Origin of the sequence: Nitrospira sp. (assembly GCA_029194535.1) — a bacterium.
Classification (GTDB): domain Bacteria; phylum Nitrospirota; class Nitrospiria; order Nitrospirales; family Nitrospiraceae; genus Nitrospira_C.
This window is the reverse complement of sequence record JARFXR010000002.1, coordinates 1,116,143-1,130,305: the sequence shown is the minus strand read 5'-3', so window position 1 is coordinate 1,130,305 and position 14,163 is coordinate 1,116,143. Positions and strand designations below refer to the sequence as shown.

The following is a 14,163-nucleotide window of genomic DNA, read 5'->3' as shown; positions in this document are numbered from 1 at the left end:
CATGTCTGAACCAGATGTCTTGAAATCGACCGATACGTTTATCCGCCGGCATCTCGGCCCGACGGAAGCCGATATTCGCGAAATGCTCGCGCTGCTCGGCCATCAATCTCTCCGCACCCTCAGTGAGTGCATCGTCCCGGGCGATATTCAACTCAATCGGGGTCTGGACTTGCCGTCGAATCGGGGCGAACGGGCGACCCTCCAGGATCTGCATGGTCTGGCGGCGGAAAACCGAGTGTACCGGTCGTTGATCGGGATGGGGTACTACGACTGCGTGACGCCCGGCGTCATCCAGCGAAATGTATTGGAGAATCCCGGGTGGTACACGCAGTACACCCCGTATCAGGCCGAGATCGCGCAGGGACGGCTGGAGGCGTTGCTCAATTTTCAGACCATGGTCGCCGATCTGACCGGTCTGCCGTTGGCCAACGCGTCTCTGCTGGACGAGGCGACGGCGGCAGCCGAAGCGATGGCGATGTGCATGGCCGTCGCGCGGAGTGCCGGACAGGACCGTCAGGGGTTCTTTGTCTCACAGGACTGCCATCCTCAAACGATCGCCGTCTTGCAGACCAGGGCCGAACCGTCGGGAATCGCGCTTCACGTGGGACGGACCGGTGCCATCGACTTCGGGAAGGAAAAGTTCGCCGGCATTCTGCTGCAATATCCCGCCACCGACGGGTATGTCGGGGACTACAGCGACGTCGTGACTCGGGCGCATGAGGCGGACATACTGGTGGTGGTCGCCACGGATCTCCTCGCCCTCTCATTGCTTCGGCCGCCCGGAGAATTCGGGGCGGACATTGCCGTGGGTTCCTGCCAACGATTCGGCGTGCCGCTCGGATTCGGCGGACCTCATGCGGCCTTTCTATCGACCAGGGAGGAATACAAACGGCAAATACCGGGTCGGATTGTGGGCGTTTCCAAGGATCGAGACGGACATGTGGCCTATCGGTTGTCGTTGCAGACACGGGAGCAACACATTCGGCGGGAGAAGGCGACCAGCAACATCTGCACCGCTCAGGTGCTGCTGGCCATCATGGCGGGCTTCTATGCGGCCTACCACGGTCCGGAGGGGCTGCGCCGCATCGCCGAGCGCGTTCACAGTCTTGCAGTCACGTTGGCCGCCGGGCTACGGCGATTGGATTTCGAGCTCGACACCGAGGTTTTCTTCGATACGCTCCGGGTACGAACGACAAAAGCGCAGGCAGATCAGGTGGTGCTTCGAGCCGATGAGCAACGCATCAACTTGCGGCGGTATGACGATGACTCCCTCGGGATGTCGCTGGATGAAATGAGCACAGAGGACGAAGTCCGCCGCCTCATGGAGATTTTTGCGGGACACGAGCGGCTGCCGTTTACCGTCCCGGACCTGGCGGGAGGTGCGGCGACGTCGTTTCCATCCAACCTGGCTCGTATGACTCCCTATCTGACTCATGAAGTCTTCAATCGATACCATGCCGAACATGAGATGCTGCGCTATCTGCACCGGTTGCAGTCTCGGGATCTGTCGCTGACCCATTCCATGATCCCCCTGGGGTCCTGCACGATGAAGCTCAACGCGACGACGGAGATGCTGCCGGTGACGTGGCCCGAATTCTCCCGCATGCACCCGTTCGTCCCGGCCGAGCAGTCGAAGGGATATCAGGAACTTTTTCGCCAACTGGAGGGTTGGCTGGCCGAAATCACGGGATTCTCCGCGGTGTCGCTGCAGCCGAACGCGGGTTCCCAAGGAGAATATTCAGGCCTGATGGTGATCAGAGCCTACCATCGAAGCCTGGGTGAATTTCATCGCGACGTGTGTCTGATACCTGTCTCCGCGCACGGAACGAATCCAGCCAGCGCGGCCATGGTGGGTTTTACGGTGGTACCCGTGGCTTGCGACAAACAGGGGAACGTCGATCTGACGGATTTGGAGGCGAAAGCGGTCCAGCATCGCGAGCGCTTGGCGGCGCTGATGCTGACGTATCCTTCCACTCATGGAGTGTTCGAGCCGTCGGTGCGTCGCGTCTGCCAGATCGTCCACACGCACGGCGGCCAGGTGTACATGGACGGGGCCAACATGAACGCGCAGGTGGGGCTCTGCCGGCCCGGCGACATCGGCGCAGACGTTTGCCATCTCAATCTGCATAAGACCTTTTGCATTCCCCATGGTGGCGGCGGCCCCGGCATGGGGCCCATCGGCGTGGCGCGGCATCTCGCTCCGTTTCTGCCGGGGCACCCGGTCACAAAGTTAGGTGGTCCTCAATCGATCGGTCCCGTCTCCGCCGCTCCGTACGGGAGTCCCAGCATATTGACGATCTCCTGGACCTACATCGCCTTGATGGGACGCGACGGCCTGACCAAAGCCACGCAGGTCGCGATGTTGAACGCCAATTACATGGCGAAGCGATTGGAGAAGTACTATCCAATCTTGTTCACCGGTGCGTCGGGGCTCGTGGCGCATGAATTTATCCTGGACCTCCGCCAGTTCAAGGACAGCGCCGGGGTCGAGGCGATGGATGTGGCCAAGCGTTTGATGGATTACGGGTTCCACGCGCCGACGGTGTCCTTTCCCGTCGCCGGCACCTTGATGATCGAGCCGACGGAGAGCGAATCAAAAGCCGAGCTGGATCGGTTTTGCGATGCGATGATCCTCATTCGCGCGGAGCTTCAAGACATCATCGATGGTCGCCAGCCCCGTACGGATAACCTCCTCAAGAATGCCCCGCACACGGCGTCCGTGGTCACGACGTCCAAATGGGATCGTCCTTACGGCCGAGAACAGGCTGCCTATCCCGCGCCATGGGTCCGGGACCGGAAGTTCTGGCCGTACGTGGGCCGGATCGACGAGGCCTACGGCGACCGCCATCTCGTCTGCACCTGCCCCCCGATGGATCAATACTGAAGTAAGGTCAACCCGCCGTCTGCATGCGCCGGATGCCTCCGTCGCCCTTCCCGCTTTGCAGTAGTCCAGTGATTGGTCCTCTCCACTTCACCGCGAAGCCCGTAGGGAGCGCCGGCTCTTGCTCGGTCTCCGGTCGTCGCGGTAGTGTGGGATATTGGATCTTCCTGCTCAAGGGAGGCTCTCATGGCCATGATCGATCGTCGACGCTTCTTGATCCGAACCGGCCTGGCCCTCGGCTCCGCCGCCCTTGCCCGCCATGCGGCGCTGGCCATGCCGGAAACAGAGCCGTCGCCCGTCTCAGGCGGGTCGGACTGGCGGAGCGTGCGAGCACAGTTCCCGCTTGCTCCCGGGCTCATCCATCTTGCGGGATTTTTCCTTGCCTCTCATCCGCTACCGGTGAGGCAGGCGATCGAACGCCATCGTCAAGGGCTCGATTTGGATCCGATCGGATATTGGTTCGAACATGAGGCGAAGCAGGAGGCGGCGGTGCTTCAGGCGGCGGCTGGGTACCTGGGCGTAGACCCGAGCGAAATCGCCCTGACCGACAGTACGACAATGGGGCTCGGTCTGTTGTATGGGGGGCTCTCGCTTGGCGAAGGGCAGGAGATTTTAACGACCACGCACGACCATTATTCCACCGAAACCTCTTTGAATCAGCGGGCGGCGCGTACCGGAGCCGGCGTGCGCCGGATTCCGCTCTATCAGGATCTGCGGGCCGTCTCGCGAGACAGCCTGGTCGAGGTTCTTGTCCGGCATGTCCGTCCCCGCACCAGAATCGTGGCGGTCACCTGGGTGCATTCCAGTACGGGCCTCAAACTGCCGATCGCGGAGATGGCCAGGGCGTTGGCGGCATTGAATGCCTCGCGGGCCAAAGAAGATCGGATCATCTTCTGTGTCGACGGCGTGCATGCATTGGGCGTTGAGGATATGCGACCCACCGAGGTGGGGTGTGATTTTTTCGTCGCAGGGACGCATAAGTGGATGTTCGGTCCGCGTGGTACGGGATTGGTATGGGGAAGGCAGGAGGCCTGGCCCGCTGCTCAAGCCATCATTCCCACGTTCAACACGGAGGCGTACGACATGTGGATGAACGTGATACCGCGGAGAGCGTTGCCACAATCCGTCTACATGACGCCGGGCGGCTTTCATTCGTTTGAGCACCGGTGGGCGCTGGACGAAGCCTTCAAGTTTCATCAGGCGCTTGGCAAATCGCGCGTGACGCAGCGGATCTACGAGCTGAACCAGCAACTCAAGCACGGGCTTGCGGAGATGTCTCACATCACGCTTCACACGCCGCTGTCACAGGAGCTGTCGGCCGGGATCGTCTGCTTCGAGGTGGCGGGCTTGCCGCCGCAGCAGGCGGTCAAGAAGTTGCGTGAAAAGGGAATCATCGGCAGTGTGACGCCCTACGCCACGCAGTACGTACGACTCGCTCCAGGGCTCCTGAATGATCCGGGCGAAATCGATACGGTGCTCCAAGAAATACACCGACTTCGCGGGTAGGGTGATACGTCTTTGGACGCCACCGTCTTGCGCAATGGGGGCTGCTCCCCTCCTTTCGGGGCATTGTGAAACGGCGTGCATTTCAGCGATAAGCAACTATCATTTTGGCTTCCTGAAACGAGGCGTTTACATGTCTCAAATCTTGAACCTGAGCGAGCATACGTCTGACGACGAGCTCCAGCGATTGACGACCCTGCTGTTGTTTCATCTCGTTGAACAATGCGGCGGGCAAGTCCAGTTCAAGCTGGAGGATGCTCAGCGAGTGAAGACGAGTCTCACCACGAAGATGGTGCAGATGCAGGTGGGTGACGAGGTCAGGCTCCGTATTATTGATCGCCTGCCGGAGTTGCAATAATCCTTAGCAGCTCCTGACGAATTTCTGAATGACAGGGCTGGGCTGCTTCCCTGCCTTCCTGCCTCCCGGAACCACCCTCCCGGACTCTTCCGGGTGGAATTCTCGCCGCCGTAGATTTCGGCGCCGACCTTCTGGAATTCCCGCGGCCGCGATCACGGATCGCGGTGCCTTGGTCAGTTCCAGCCTTCCTTCCCGGAAGAGTCTCGGTGAGTCCCGGTTCCTGCGGCAACGTCGGCAGGGAAGCGGCCCAGCCGATGGTTGGCTAAGAATCCGGATATGCTGTGAGCTGATAGGCGGGTAGACTGCACGTTCGCCATCTATCCCGACCGGCTGAACAGGACCAATATTGAACAAGTGTTGGATGTTCAGGTAGTGTTGCTTCCTCTTGGACTACTTAGGCAGCAGTGCTATGCCGCACGGTAGCCTGCAGCACATTTGATAGTTAGACCGACCGAAGGGAGACATGCCTCCGAAGGAGAGCAAGAAGGTGGCCTCGCGGTTCGCCCGCTACCTCGGGCCTGTGATTGCCGCAGTCCGGGAATTGGGCGGATCAGGACGGCCAGACGAGGTTCGGGCTGTCATTGCTCGTCGCCTGAGCATTTCGGAAGCGGAGCAGTCGGAACCACTGCCCTCCGGGGTTCAAACTCGATTCGAGAATCAGGTCCATTGGGCTAGGTTCTATCTTGCCAAGGCCGGATACATCGATTCATCGCAGCGGGGTGTTTGGACCCTCACCGACAAGGGCCGGCAGCTTGGTGACGTAAGCGACACCGACATCATCTCAATTGTTCAAGAGGTCAATGCACGGACAAGGGGTGCAGCCGTCGACGATATTGATGCAGCACCCAGTGTAACTGGCACCGTACCAATCGTCGGAAACTATCGCGAGGAGCTGGCTCGAACACTGCAGGATCTTCCGGCATCGGGCTTTGAGCGATTCTGTCAACGCCTCCTCAGAGAATCGGGGTTCCAGGAAGTGACCATCACGGGACGTTCAGGGGATGGCGGCATCGACGGCATCGGTATTCTCCAGGTCAACCCGCTCGTAAGCTTCAAGGTCCTGTTCCAGTGCAAGAAGTACACGGGTTCTGTTTCCCCGAGCCAAGTGCGAGACTTCCGTGGCGCGATGACGGGCCGTGCCGATAAGGGCATCATCATCACAACCGGCTCGTTCACGTCGGAAGCGCGCAAAGAGGCCGTTCGAGACGGTGCCCCTCCAATCGAGTTGGTTGATGGCGAGAAGTTGGCTGGAATGCTTGAGGAACTTCAGCTCGGCCTGAAGCCGAAGCGGACCTACGAACTCGACGAATCGTTCTTCAGCCAGTTCGCCAAGGATGTGGTCTAACTTCCGACCGCAGCCGACGGCGGCTGGTACCATTGTGAGCCACCCGCAGCTGAAGCGGCGCGTTAGCCACTACAGAGCAGCCATGACTGTGGCGGTTGATTTCTTCGCTGACGGGGAAGCCTATCATGCTTTCGCCGCAGAGGTTGACTCGGTACCTGTCTGAGAATCGTCAGAGGTTAATAGGTTAAAAGGCGTTACATAGCTCCATGCTTCACATCTCCTCCCATGTCATCATCCCCGACTCTGAAATCGAGATCCATGCGGTGCGGTCGCAGGGGGCCGGGGGGCAGCACGTCAACAAAGTATCGTCGGCTATTCATCTGCGCTTCGATATCGGCGCGTCTTCGTTGCCGCCGTTCTATAAGCAGGAACTGCTCAAGCTGAAGGATCACCGTATTTCAGACGACGGCGTGATCACGATTAAGGCGCAGGAGCATCGCAGCCAGGAGCAGAATCGCGAAGAGGCGTTGGGTCGCCTGCGAGCCCTCATTCAAAGCGTGGCAGTGCCACGCAAGAAGCGAAGACCGACAAAACCCACCAGGACTTCAAAGCAGCGGCGGCTGGATAACAAGGCCAAACGTGGACGATTGAAAGCTCTGAGGCGAACGCTGGAGTAGACACGACTTGCGTGGGTGATGTCGATCTGGGCCTTGCTGGGCTTGGCAGGGCTGGAATGCCGAGCACGCGACTTGTGCGAAAGCTCGGGTCCCGCACCGGCAAGGAGAGACGGTCGCGAAGCGACAGTGAGGACTGTTCGATGTTCCGTTCAGCGAAGCTCGGAACGGAACGAGTTCCGCAACTGAGTCTCGACGAGCCGCTGAGCGGTCGAGCTGAAGCACTTGGAGCGTGCTGGTGTTCCAGCCCTACGACGCATTGACAGCCACCGCTGCCATGACTCGTCGGCCGATATCTTGCGGGCGGATCGTAACATCGGCTGCCGCCTCCTCTGTAGGTGGGGGACGCCGGACACAGTGATTGCTAAGCCGATGGGTTTGCACTTGACTTGCTCGCGTCACCTCGCTGAGACTGCCTTGCAATGCAACATCGGTAATCTGCAGCACACTCGTAAAGTTAGCCCTCCACAAGAGCGGGAGCGATAATCCATGTTCGTGACGGCGGTGTTCATATGAACAAGGCTACACGGATTACGACCAACCCCCAAGTTATGGGTGGTAAACCTTGTATTCGGGGGCTGCGGGTGACAGTTGGGACCATCGTTGGTTTGGTCGCGGCCGGCCGATCGAACGAAGAGATTCTCAAGCTGTACCCATACCTGGAAGAGCCTGACATTTCAGCGGCTCTTTCCTACGCGGCCTGGCGTGCTGAGGAGATTGAGATTCCTCTGGCGTCCACGTGGAAATTCTCGTTGATATGAATCTGTCGCCCTCATGGGTGTCAGCTCTTGAACGCCACGGCTTTTCGGCAATCCACTGCTCGTCTGTCGGCGACGGGAGGGCTTCAGATTCTGTGATTATGGGGTGGGCACGGGAGAATGAGTATGTGGTGTTCACCAACGATTTGGATTTTGGCGCCATCCTTGCGATTTCGCAGGCAGCAGCTCCAAGCGTTATTCAAATGCGGGCGCAGGATGTAAGCCCTGAACATCTGGCTGATCTGATTGTTCGGGCTCTTCGGCAACATGAGGTAATCCTCCAGCAAGGAGCTCTTATCACGGTCGATGAGGCACGGCTCCGGTCACGCATTCTTCCCCTGGTTCGGTAAACGCAAGAGTTCTGCCGCGATGTACGGGCACCTTTTTCAGAACCATTTCGAGCAAGAAACGAAAACCGACGAAACCCACCAGGACTTCAACACAGCGGCGGTTGGAGAGCAAGACGAAACGAGGGCGACTGAAAGCGCTCGGGCGAACGATCGATTGAGTGCTGCTTACGCCTCAGGCGCAGGCGCCCTGCGGCGCGACTTGTCGAAGAAGCGAGGCATCCGCCGAGGGGGCCAAGCTACTCCATTGAGACCAGCGACCCCAGGATATGATAGCCGCCGTCCACGTAGATCACCTCTCCGGTAATACCCCGGCTGAGCGGGCTGATGAGAAAGAGCGCGGTGTCGCCCACTTCTCCCTGCTCGGTGGCGTGGCGGAGCGGAGCAAACTCCTTGTGATGATCGACCATCTTGCTGATGCCGGATACGCCGCGAGCGGCAAGCGTCTTGATTGGTCCGGCGGAGACGGCGTTGACCCGTACGTTCTTGGGACCCAGGTCGTGCGCGAGGTAGCGAACGGTCGATTCCAGCGCGGCCTTGGCGACGCCCATCACGTTGTAATGCTGGACCACCCGTTCGGCGCCGAGATAGGTGAGCGTGACGATCGAGCCGCCGTTGGTCATCAGCGGCAACGCCGCTCTCGTTACGGCCACGAGGGAGTAGGCGCTGACATCCAGAGCGGTGGCGAACCCTTGTCGCGTGGTGTTGACGAACTGACCGGTCAGTTCCTCCCGGGGAGCAAAGGCGACCGAGTGGACAAGGAAATCGAGGGTGCCGACCTCTTTTTGCACTTGCTGCATCAGAGCGGAGATCTGCGCATCGTCGCCGACATCGCAGGGAAAGGCTTTAGCGCCCGGCATGGTGGCGGCCAATTCCTCGACGTTCTCTTTGAGACGCTCATTTTGATAGTTGAACATGAGCCGAGCCCCCTGGCCTGCGGCTGACTGGGCGATCGCCCAGGCGATGCTGTGCTTGTTGGCGACGCCGACGACCAATCCTTTTTTCCCCTCTAATAGCATGAGGACTACTCCCCTGGTTCTGTGCCCAAACAGGTGAAACGTATCCCGTGAGGCGTGAAGCGAGAGCAACGAGCGAGATGCGAAGGACGCTTCACGAGCGACGGGATACTGAGTCTGCCGGTCGGGAACATAGCATGATTGAGAGGAGTTCTTCCAGGCTACGGGAGGCGGGATCGTCAGTTGTTTCTATTGGCCGCGGCGTGGAGTTGGGCGACGACACGCTTCGCTTCTGGAATAAAATCAGCGCGATGCTGCGCTTCGGCAAGGGTGAGGGCTTCCGACGCAAGGAGGACCGCCTCGTTATGACGGCCTCGCGCACAGTAACTTTTCGCCAGGCTCAAGCGGGCATTGACCGCTTGCGGTTCACTGGCGATCACGCGGCGAAGCAGCTGTTCCCCCCTGTCGGGATTGCCGCCCAGCATGACCGGGAGTCTGACGAGGAAGGTGCCTCTCGCGGAGAGGGCGTCCAGATGATCGGGCGCAAGTTCGAGCGTGCGATCCAATTCTCTCATCATGCGGCGAAAACCCATTACGGAGCCAAGGCTCATTTCTCCGTCGAGGCGCATCAATTCCCCGAGATTGCAAAAAAGGGCAAAATGGGCGTCAGGGGACCTGTCGTCGAGGGAGACGGCCTGCTCTCCTAAGCGCTGACCCTTTTCGAAATGAGCCAGGCGCGAGCCCCGCTCCTGCGCCAGTCGACCCAGGTGGCATTCGTCCATCGATTCATTGATGACCGTATGCAATGTGGGTTGCTCCTGTGCATGCAGGGGGGTAACGGACCATGGACCAAGGACCAGAAAAATCAGCAGGTATCGAACGATCATGAGTCACTCAGCGGAAGAAGCGAACGGTGACTATACAGGAAGGCGGCAAGTGGTGCCAAGGGAAATTGACCGGCCAAGATGAAGGGATGAGGGATGGAGAAAAGTCGTCCCAGATTTGCTCACAAGCGACGGACTACCTGCTCGCCACACGACGTAGCGCGCGGAATGTCCTGAGCATTGTCCGATAGGGATAGTGCGCGTTTCTGCCGCTGGGATTCGGCAGCACAAAGACGGAGGCATCGCCCAGGGTTGTTGTCTGTCGCCCCAGGCCGACCGGCTGCCCGGTGGGAAGAAGAAAGATCTGCCGGTAGGGAGTGATACCGAGGATCGCGACAACCCTTGGGCTGTGGCGACGGACAAGCCGAACCAACCGTGCGGTGCCGAGCGCATAGTCCCGGGTCGTCAGCGAATCGATGCCTGCGGTAGCGCGGGCTACGACGTTGGTCAAGCCTAGGTCCCACTCAAGTAAGCGAAAATCCTGCTCAGGCCCCAGTGGCTCTCCGACCAGTCGCGCGTCGAAGAGGAGTTTCCAAAACCTGTTTGAATAGCCTGCGAAGTGGTGGCCGATGGTGGCGGACCTCAGACCGGGGTTAATCCCCACGAACAAGATGCGCAGCCCCGGGCGAATATAATCTGGAAGGATGAGTCTGGTTCGAGGCAAGGAAACTCCTATGGATAATAGAGTCGCTGAGGCGGTTTAGCAGATTTCCGCTATTCTGCCACAGGGCGACGAAGGAAATGCCCTCAAAAGCGAAGGGGGAGGATTCATCTAACCGAATGAAATCTCAGTGATATGGTATCAAGGCCTACTCGGCACCAAGCTTGCTGATCACCCAGAGCGTGCCGATTGTGCGGCACATCAATTAATCAACCTTAGCGGAGGTGAGGACCTATGAAGCGCATGTTGATGGCAGTCATGGCTGTGGCGGTGGCGATCTCCTTCAGCGCACCGTCTTTCGCGGGCGACGAAAAGAAGGATAAGAAGGACGAGAAGAAGGGTGGCCACGTCCTCGTGTACGGTGAAGAGAAGAAGGATAAGAAGGACGAGAAGAAGGGTGGCCACATGGACACCTTCGGCGACAAGAAGGAAGAGAAGAAGGAAGACAAGAAGCCCCACTGATCGGTTTCTGGCGAGGCAAGCTGGCTTGAGGAGCCTTCCGCAGATGCGGAAGGCTCCTTGGCGTTTCTAGCGGGAGCCGCTTAAGAACACGAGCTGACAGCCGATCATCGTTTTGGCATCTCGAATCCTGCCGTCCTGAATCATCGCCATCACCTCCCGTAGGGACAGCTCCACCACTTCCAACACCTCGTCTGTGTCCAACTGCTGCTGGGTCTTGGTCAGACCGGTGGCTTTGTAGATGTGGATGACTTCGTCTGTGAAGCCAGGCGCGGTCAGGATGCTCGAAAGCAAGGTGAAGTATTCCGCGCGGTAACCGATTTCTTCCTCCAGCTCACGTGCCGCACAGAGTTTTGGATCTTCACCGGGATGGAGTTTGCCCGCGGGAATCTCGTAAATGAACCCACCCGCTGCATGGCGGAACTGGCGGACCAGTATGATCGTGCCGTCCTCTTTGATCGGCACCATGGCGGACGCACCGGGATGTCGAACGATCTCCAAGTCCACGGTGGTATCGTTCGGTAAGCGAACCCGGTCGATGTTCAGCGTGATGACCCGACCTTTATAGATCGACTTGATCACTGATCATCCCTGCGGCATGGTTCGTTTGTAAAATGGCGCTTTCACGACACTGGCTGGCAACACCTTGCCGCGAATGTCGATGGCGATGCCGGTACCGAGAGTCGAATGGGAAACAGGTACATAGCCGAGCCCGATGCCCTTCTGCAGGAGGGGTGAGAGGTTGCCGCTGGTGACCTCCCCGATGGTTAGCGACGAGGAGAGGTCGAGGATGGGAAAGCCGTGCCTGGGTACGCCTTTTTCGGTGAGTTCGAACGCGACGAATCGCCGTTTCACTCCGGAATTCCTTTGGGCGAGCAACGCGTCTCGTCCAAGGAACGGGCCTTTCTGAAAACTGACGGTCCACTCGGCGCCGGCTTCGAGCGGAGATGTCTGTTCATTGATGTCGTTGCCATAGAGCAGATAGCCCATCTCCAATCGCAGCAAGTCTCTGGCTCCGAGCCCCGCCGGTTTCATTCCCTGATCCTCGCCAGCTTCCAGCAGACTGTGCCAGAGCTCCGTTGCGCGCTCGGATGGCATATTCAGCTCGAATCCCAATTCTCCGGTGTAACCGGTCCTTGCGACGAAACAAGGGATTCCTGCGATACGGTCTTCATGAGAACAATGGAGTTTGAGGGCGCCGAGGTCTTTCGTGGACAAGCGCGCAAGCACCGTGCGTGACGAGGGGCCTTGGACGGCGATCTGCGCGACGGTGGACGTGCGGTCCTCGATGGCGCACTGATCCGTGGCGCGATGATGTTGCGTGGTCCACTCCACAATCTTCTCCCGATTCGAGGCGTTGACGCAGAGCAGGAAATCGGTCTCACCGGACCGATACACGAAGACGTCGTCGAGGATGCCGCCGTCCTCACGGCACATCATCGAATAGTGCGCCTGTCCGACTGCGAGTTTGGCCACGTCGTTGGTGGTCAACCGTTGCAAGAACGGGCCGCTGCCGCTTCCGGAGAGGTAGAGGCGTCCCATATGGCTGACGTCGAAGAGCCCGGCGTTGGCCCGTACGGTCTGATACTCCTCGACGACGCTGCCGTACTGGATCGGCATGTCCCACCCGGCGAAATCGACGAGCTTGGCGCCGGCTGCGCGATGCGTCTCGTAGAGCGGGGTACGGTTCATCATGGTGAAAGGAGGGATCAGTGACCGCGTCCGAGATCGTCCACGGTGGTGTCAGTTCAATCCCAGGAGTTCGACTTCGAATATCAACGTCGCGTGCGGAGGGATGACGCCCCCCGCGCCTCTGGCGCCGTATCCAAGGTTGGACGGAATGGTCAGGCGACGCTTGCCACCGATTTTCATTCCCTGCACCCCTTCGTCCCATCCCTTGATGACCCGCCCGGCGCCGAGGGGAAAGGAAAACGGCTGACCTCTGTCCACCGAACTGTCGAACTTGGTTCCGCTCTGCAACCAGCCAGTGTAGTGCACGACGGCGGTTTGCCCCGCCTTCGCGGAGGCGCCGGTTCCCGTTACGACATCGAGATATTGCAGACCTGAAGACGTGGTCACTTCCTTGCCGTCGGGGGTCGCATGCTCCATGGTCGACTCCTTTGTGTCGTGAAATAAGCGGTGTGGCGGCTCCGGTCGGCCCGTCACGCCCGTTCGGATGACTCGGGCTCCGCGAAGAGGGCCAGACTGGCCGTATAGCCGTGCAGAAAATTCCGCCCACCCACTGGACCGATCTCACCCTGGGCGAAAAATCCCGCCAAAGGAATTTGGCCCAGACGTTCCTGCACCACAGTGGTGTCATGATTCGGCCGTCCGAAGAGGCCTTCCCCGCGTCCGCAGCAGCTGAACAAGAGGCTGCCGAGCGGAGGACGCTGATGCTTCTGTCGATCCGCGGCCAGGAGGAAATGAAGATCGTCGCTGGCGGACTTCGCGTCTCGTATGTGGAACTGCACCGTCTGTCCTTCTTGAACTGTGTCGCCAATGGCGATCGCGCCAGACCGTTGGTCGGCCCCGACAAGATTCCGAACGAGGAAATCGCCCTGCTCGAATCGATCGCGATGTTCGTCGATGACGATGCCGATGTGAAGGGCCTGATGCGCATCGCGGCGCTGGGAACCTTGCAATGATTCGAACACGTCTTGAAGGCGTGTGAGGGCGGGTCGGCCGCCGAGTTCATACACCAGATTTTGCTCAGATTTGGTCACGACGAACCGATCGCCGATCGGTCTACACCCTTGGGAGATGATCGTTCGGACCGACAGGGGACCGGACAGCTGGACTCCCACGAGGCCGCCGTCAAACAGTTCGTCGTTTCTGATCAGGCGGTTCTCGCCTCGTCCATGGCCGCCTCCGACGAGACCTCCGACGGCCTTGCCTCCCGGGTACCGCTCGTGCAGCACGGTGAGCACGTCGGTCAGCGGTGTGGTGAAGGGATCGGCCAGGAGAATGAAGGTGGATTCACCGGCTGTCGGCTCCGGCCATCCCGGCATTTGAATCTGATCCTGTGCCTGTGAAAACGACAGACGCAAGGGCTTGACCGAGACGTGGGGCAAGCGCGCGACCCACAGGGTCAACGCCGCCGCCGTCTCCAGCTCTTCGGCGCCGGCGATGACGCCCTCACCGGAACAGCCGAGGCAGGTGTGAACCCGCAATTCCTCGCGAATCATGGGAGCGATCAACTCGGCGTTGGCTGCATGGTGCGGCGAGAAAAAGACGAACGCCAGATCGACCGGAGCCTGTCCGATGTGATCTCGGACCACATCTGCCAGGTCGCGCAACGCCGCTTCGGTATCCGTTTTCCTGGAGAGGGCGACGGCGAAGCGAAGGGCGGTGGAAGCTCCGGTCTGTGTTACGTAGTTCATGATCATGCACGACCGCT

At 59.6% G+C, this 14,163-nt stretch carries 15 protein-coding genes; 8 read left to right on the top strand and 7 right to left on the bottom strand.

Translation table 11 applies throughout. The features are described from left to right. Position 1: 1 nt before the first annotated feature. The 7 genes from gcvP to P0111_16820 all read left to right on the top strand — a co-directional run bounded on the left by gcvP (position 2) and on the right by P0111_16820 (position 7,809). On the top strand, positions 2-2,884 hold the full coding sequence (gene gcvP, locus P0111_16850) for an aminomethyl-transferring glycine dehydrogenase (GenBank protein MDF0645701.1): 2,883 nt from the start codon (positions 2-4) through the stop codon (positions 2,882-2,884). Positions 2,885-3,067: 183 nt separating this feature from the next. Continuing rightward, the gene (locus P0111_16845) at positions 3,068-4,387 is read left to right on the top strand and encodes an aminotransferase class V-fold PLP-dependent enzyme (protein MDF0645700.1); all 1,320 of its coding nucleotides are present in this window, start codon (positions 3,068-3,070) and stop codon (positions 4,385-4,387) included. A gap of 130 nt (positions 4,388-4,517) precedes the next feature. Continuing rightward, the gene (locus tag P0111_16840; protein MDF0645699.1) at positions 4,518-4,742 is read left to right on the top strand and encodes a hypothetical protein; all 225 of its coding nucleotides are present in this window, start codon (positions 4,518-4,520) and stop codon (positions 4,740-4,742) included. Between the two features lie 463 nt (positions 4,743-5,205). Beyond that, on the top strand, positions 5,206-6,087 hold the full coding sequence (locus tag P0111_16835; GenBank protein ID MDF0645698.1) for a restriction endonuclease: 882 nt from the start codon (positions 5,206-5,208) through the stop codon (positions 6,085-6,087). A gap of 206 nt (positions 6,088-6,293) precedes the next feature. Continuing rightward, positions 6,294-6,704 (top strand): alternative ribosome rescue aminoacyl-tRNA hydrolase ArfB, encoded by a 411-nt coding sequence (arfB, locus tag P0111_16830; GenBank protein MDF0645697.1) that lies wholly within the window; start codon positions 6,294-6,296, stop codon positions 6,702-6,704. Positions 6,705-7,213: 509 nt separating this feature from the next. Beyond that, on the top strand, positions 7,214-7,462 hold the full coding sequence (locus P0111_16825) for a DUF433 domain-containing protein (protein MDF0645696.1): 249 nt from the start codon (positions 7,214-7,216) through the stop codon (positions 7,460-7,462). Continuing rightward, complete coding sequence (locus P0111_16820) at positions 7,441-7,809, top strand: DUF5615 family PIN-like protein (GenBank protein MDF0645695.1); 369 nt, start codon at positions 7,441-7,443, stop codon at positions 7,807-7,809. Before P0111_16825 ends, P0111_16820 begins: the two co-directional genes overlap by 22 nt. Before the next feature lie 236 nt (positions 7,810-8,045). On the opposite strand, the gene P0111_16815 is transcribed toward P0111_16820, so the two are convergent. From P0111_16815 to P0111_16805, 3 genes are all read right to left on the bottom strand, one after another. Then, positions 8,046-8,825, bottom strand: coding sequence for an enoyl-ACP reductase (locus P0111_16815; GenBank protein ID MDF0645694.1), 780 nt, complete (start codon positions 8,823-8,825; stop codon positions 8,046-8,048). A 176-nt stretch (positions 8,826-9,001) separates the two neighbouring features. Continuing rightward, complete coding sequence (locus P0111_16810; protein MDF0645693.1) at positions 9,002-9,649, bottom strand: hypothetical protein; 648 nt, start codon at positions 9,647-9,649, stop codon at positions 9,002-9,004. A gap of 133 nt (positions 9,650-9,782) precedes the next feature. After that, a complete protein-coding gene (locus tag P0111_16805; protein ID MDF0645692.1) occupies positions 9,783-10,310 on the bottom strand; it encodes a mismatch-specific DNA-glycosylase in 528 nt (175 codons plus the stop codon). A gap of 231 nt (positions 10,311-10,541) precedes the next feature. Here P0111_16805 and P0111_16800 point away from each other — a divergent pair, with 231 nt between their 5' ends. Then, a complete protein-coding gene (locus P0111_16800) occupies positions 10,542-10,769 on the top strand; it encodes a hypothetical protein (protein MDF0645691.1) in 228 nt (75 codons plus the stop codon). A gap of 66 nt (positions 10,770-10,835) precedes the next feature. Here P0111_16800 and P0111_16795 read toward each other — a convergent pair whose 3' ends face one another. Genes P0111_16795 through P0111_16780 form a run of 4 tightly spaced genes read right to left on the bottom strand, consistent with a single transcriptional unit; the run spans position 10,836 to position 14,146 of the window. Then, a complete protein-coding gene (locus P0111_16795) occupies positions 10,836-11,348 on the bottom strand; it encodes an NUDIX hydrolase (GenBank protein MDF0645690.1) in 513 nt (170 codons plus the stop codon). A gap of 3 nt (positions 11,349-11,351) precedes the next feature. After that, positions 11,352-12,461: a glycine cleavage system aminomethyltransferase GcvT gene (gcvT, locus tag P0111_16790; GenBank protein MDF0645689.1), complete on the bottom strand. Its 1,110-nt coding sequence runs from the start codon at positions 12,459-12,461 to the stop codon at positions 11,352-11,354. Positions 12,462-12,509: 48 nt separating this feature from the next. Beyond that, on the bottom strand, positions 12,510-12,875 hold the full coding sequence (locus P0111_16785; GenBank protein ID MDF0645688.1) for an FKBP-type peptidyl-prolyl cis-trans isomerase: 366 nt from the start codon (positions 12,873-12,875) through the stop codon (positions 12,510-12,512). A 53-nt stretch (positions 12,876-12,928) separates the two neighbouring features. After that, a complete protein-coding gene (locus tag P0111_16780) occupies positions 12,929-14,146 on the bottom strand; it encodes an FIST N-terminal domain-containing protein (protein ID MDF0645687.1) in 1,218 nt (405 codons plus the stop codon). Positions 14,147-14,163 lie beyond the last annotated feature (17 nt).

Excerpts from the sequence above, each read along its gene's own strand:
- gcvP (MDF0645701.1), top strand. The coding sequence starts at position 2 with ATGTCTGAACCAGATGTCTTGAAATCGACCGATACGTTTATCCGCCGG.
- P0111_16845 (MDF0645700.1), top strand. The coding sequence starts at position 3,068 with ATGGCCATGATCGATCGTCGACGCTTCTTGATCCGAACCGGCCTGGCC.
- P0111_16840 (MDF0645699.1), top strand. The coding sequence starts at position 4,518 with ATGTCTCAAATCTTGAACCTGAGCGAGCATACGTCTGACGACGAGCTC.
- P0111_16835 (MDF0645698.1), top strand. The coding sequence starts at position 5,206 with ATGCCTCCGAAGGAGAGCAAGAAGGTGGCCTCGCGGTTCGCCCGCTAC.
- arfB (MDF0645697.1), top strand. The coding sequence starts at position 6,294 with ATGCTTCACATCTCCTCCCATGTCATCATCCCCGACTCTGAAATCGAG.
- P0111_16825 (MDF0645696.1), top strand. The coding sequence starts at position 7,214 with ATGAACAAGGCTACACGGATTACGACCAACCCCCAAGTTATGGGTGGT.
- P0111_16815 (MDF0645694.1), bottom strand. The coding sequence starts at position 8,825 with ATGCTATTAGAGGGGAAAAAAGGATTGGTCGTCGGCGTCGCCAACAAG.
- P0111_16810 (MDF0645693.1), bottom strand. The coding sequence starts at position 9,649 with ATGATCGTTCGATACCTGCTGATTTTTCTGGTCCTTGGTCCATGGTCC.
- P0111_16800 (MDF0645691.1), top strand. The coding sequence starts at position 10,542 with ATGAAGCGCATGTTGATGGCAGTCATGGCTGTGGCGGTGGCGATCTCC.
- gcvT (MDF0645689.1), bottom strand. The coding sequence starts at position 12,461 with ATGATGAACCGTACCCCGCTCTACGAGACGCATCGCGCAGCCGGCGCC.
- P0111_16785 (MDF0645688.1), bottom strand. The coding sequence starts at position 12,875 with ATGGAGCATGCGACCCCCGACGGCAAGGAAGTGACCACGTCTTCAGGT.
- P0111_16780 (MDF0645687.1), bottom strand. The coding sequence starts at position 14,146 with ATGAACTACGTAACACAGACCGGAGCTTCCACCGCCCTTCGCTTCGCC.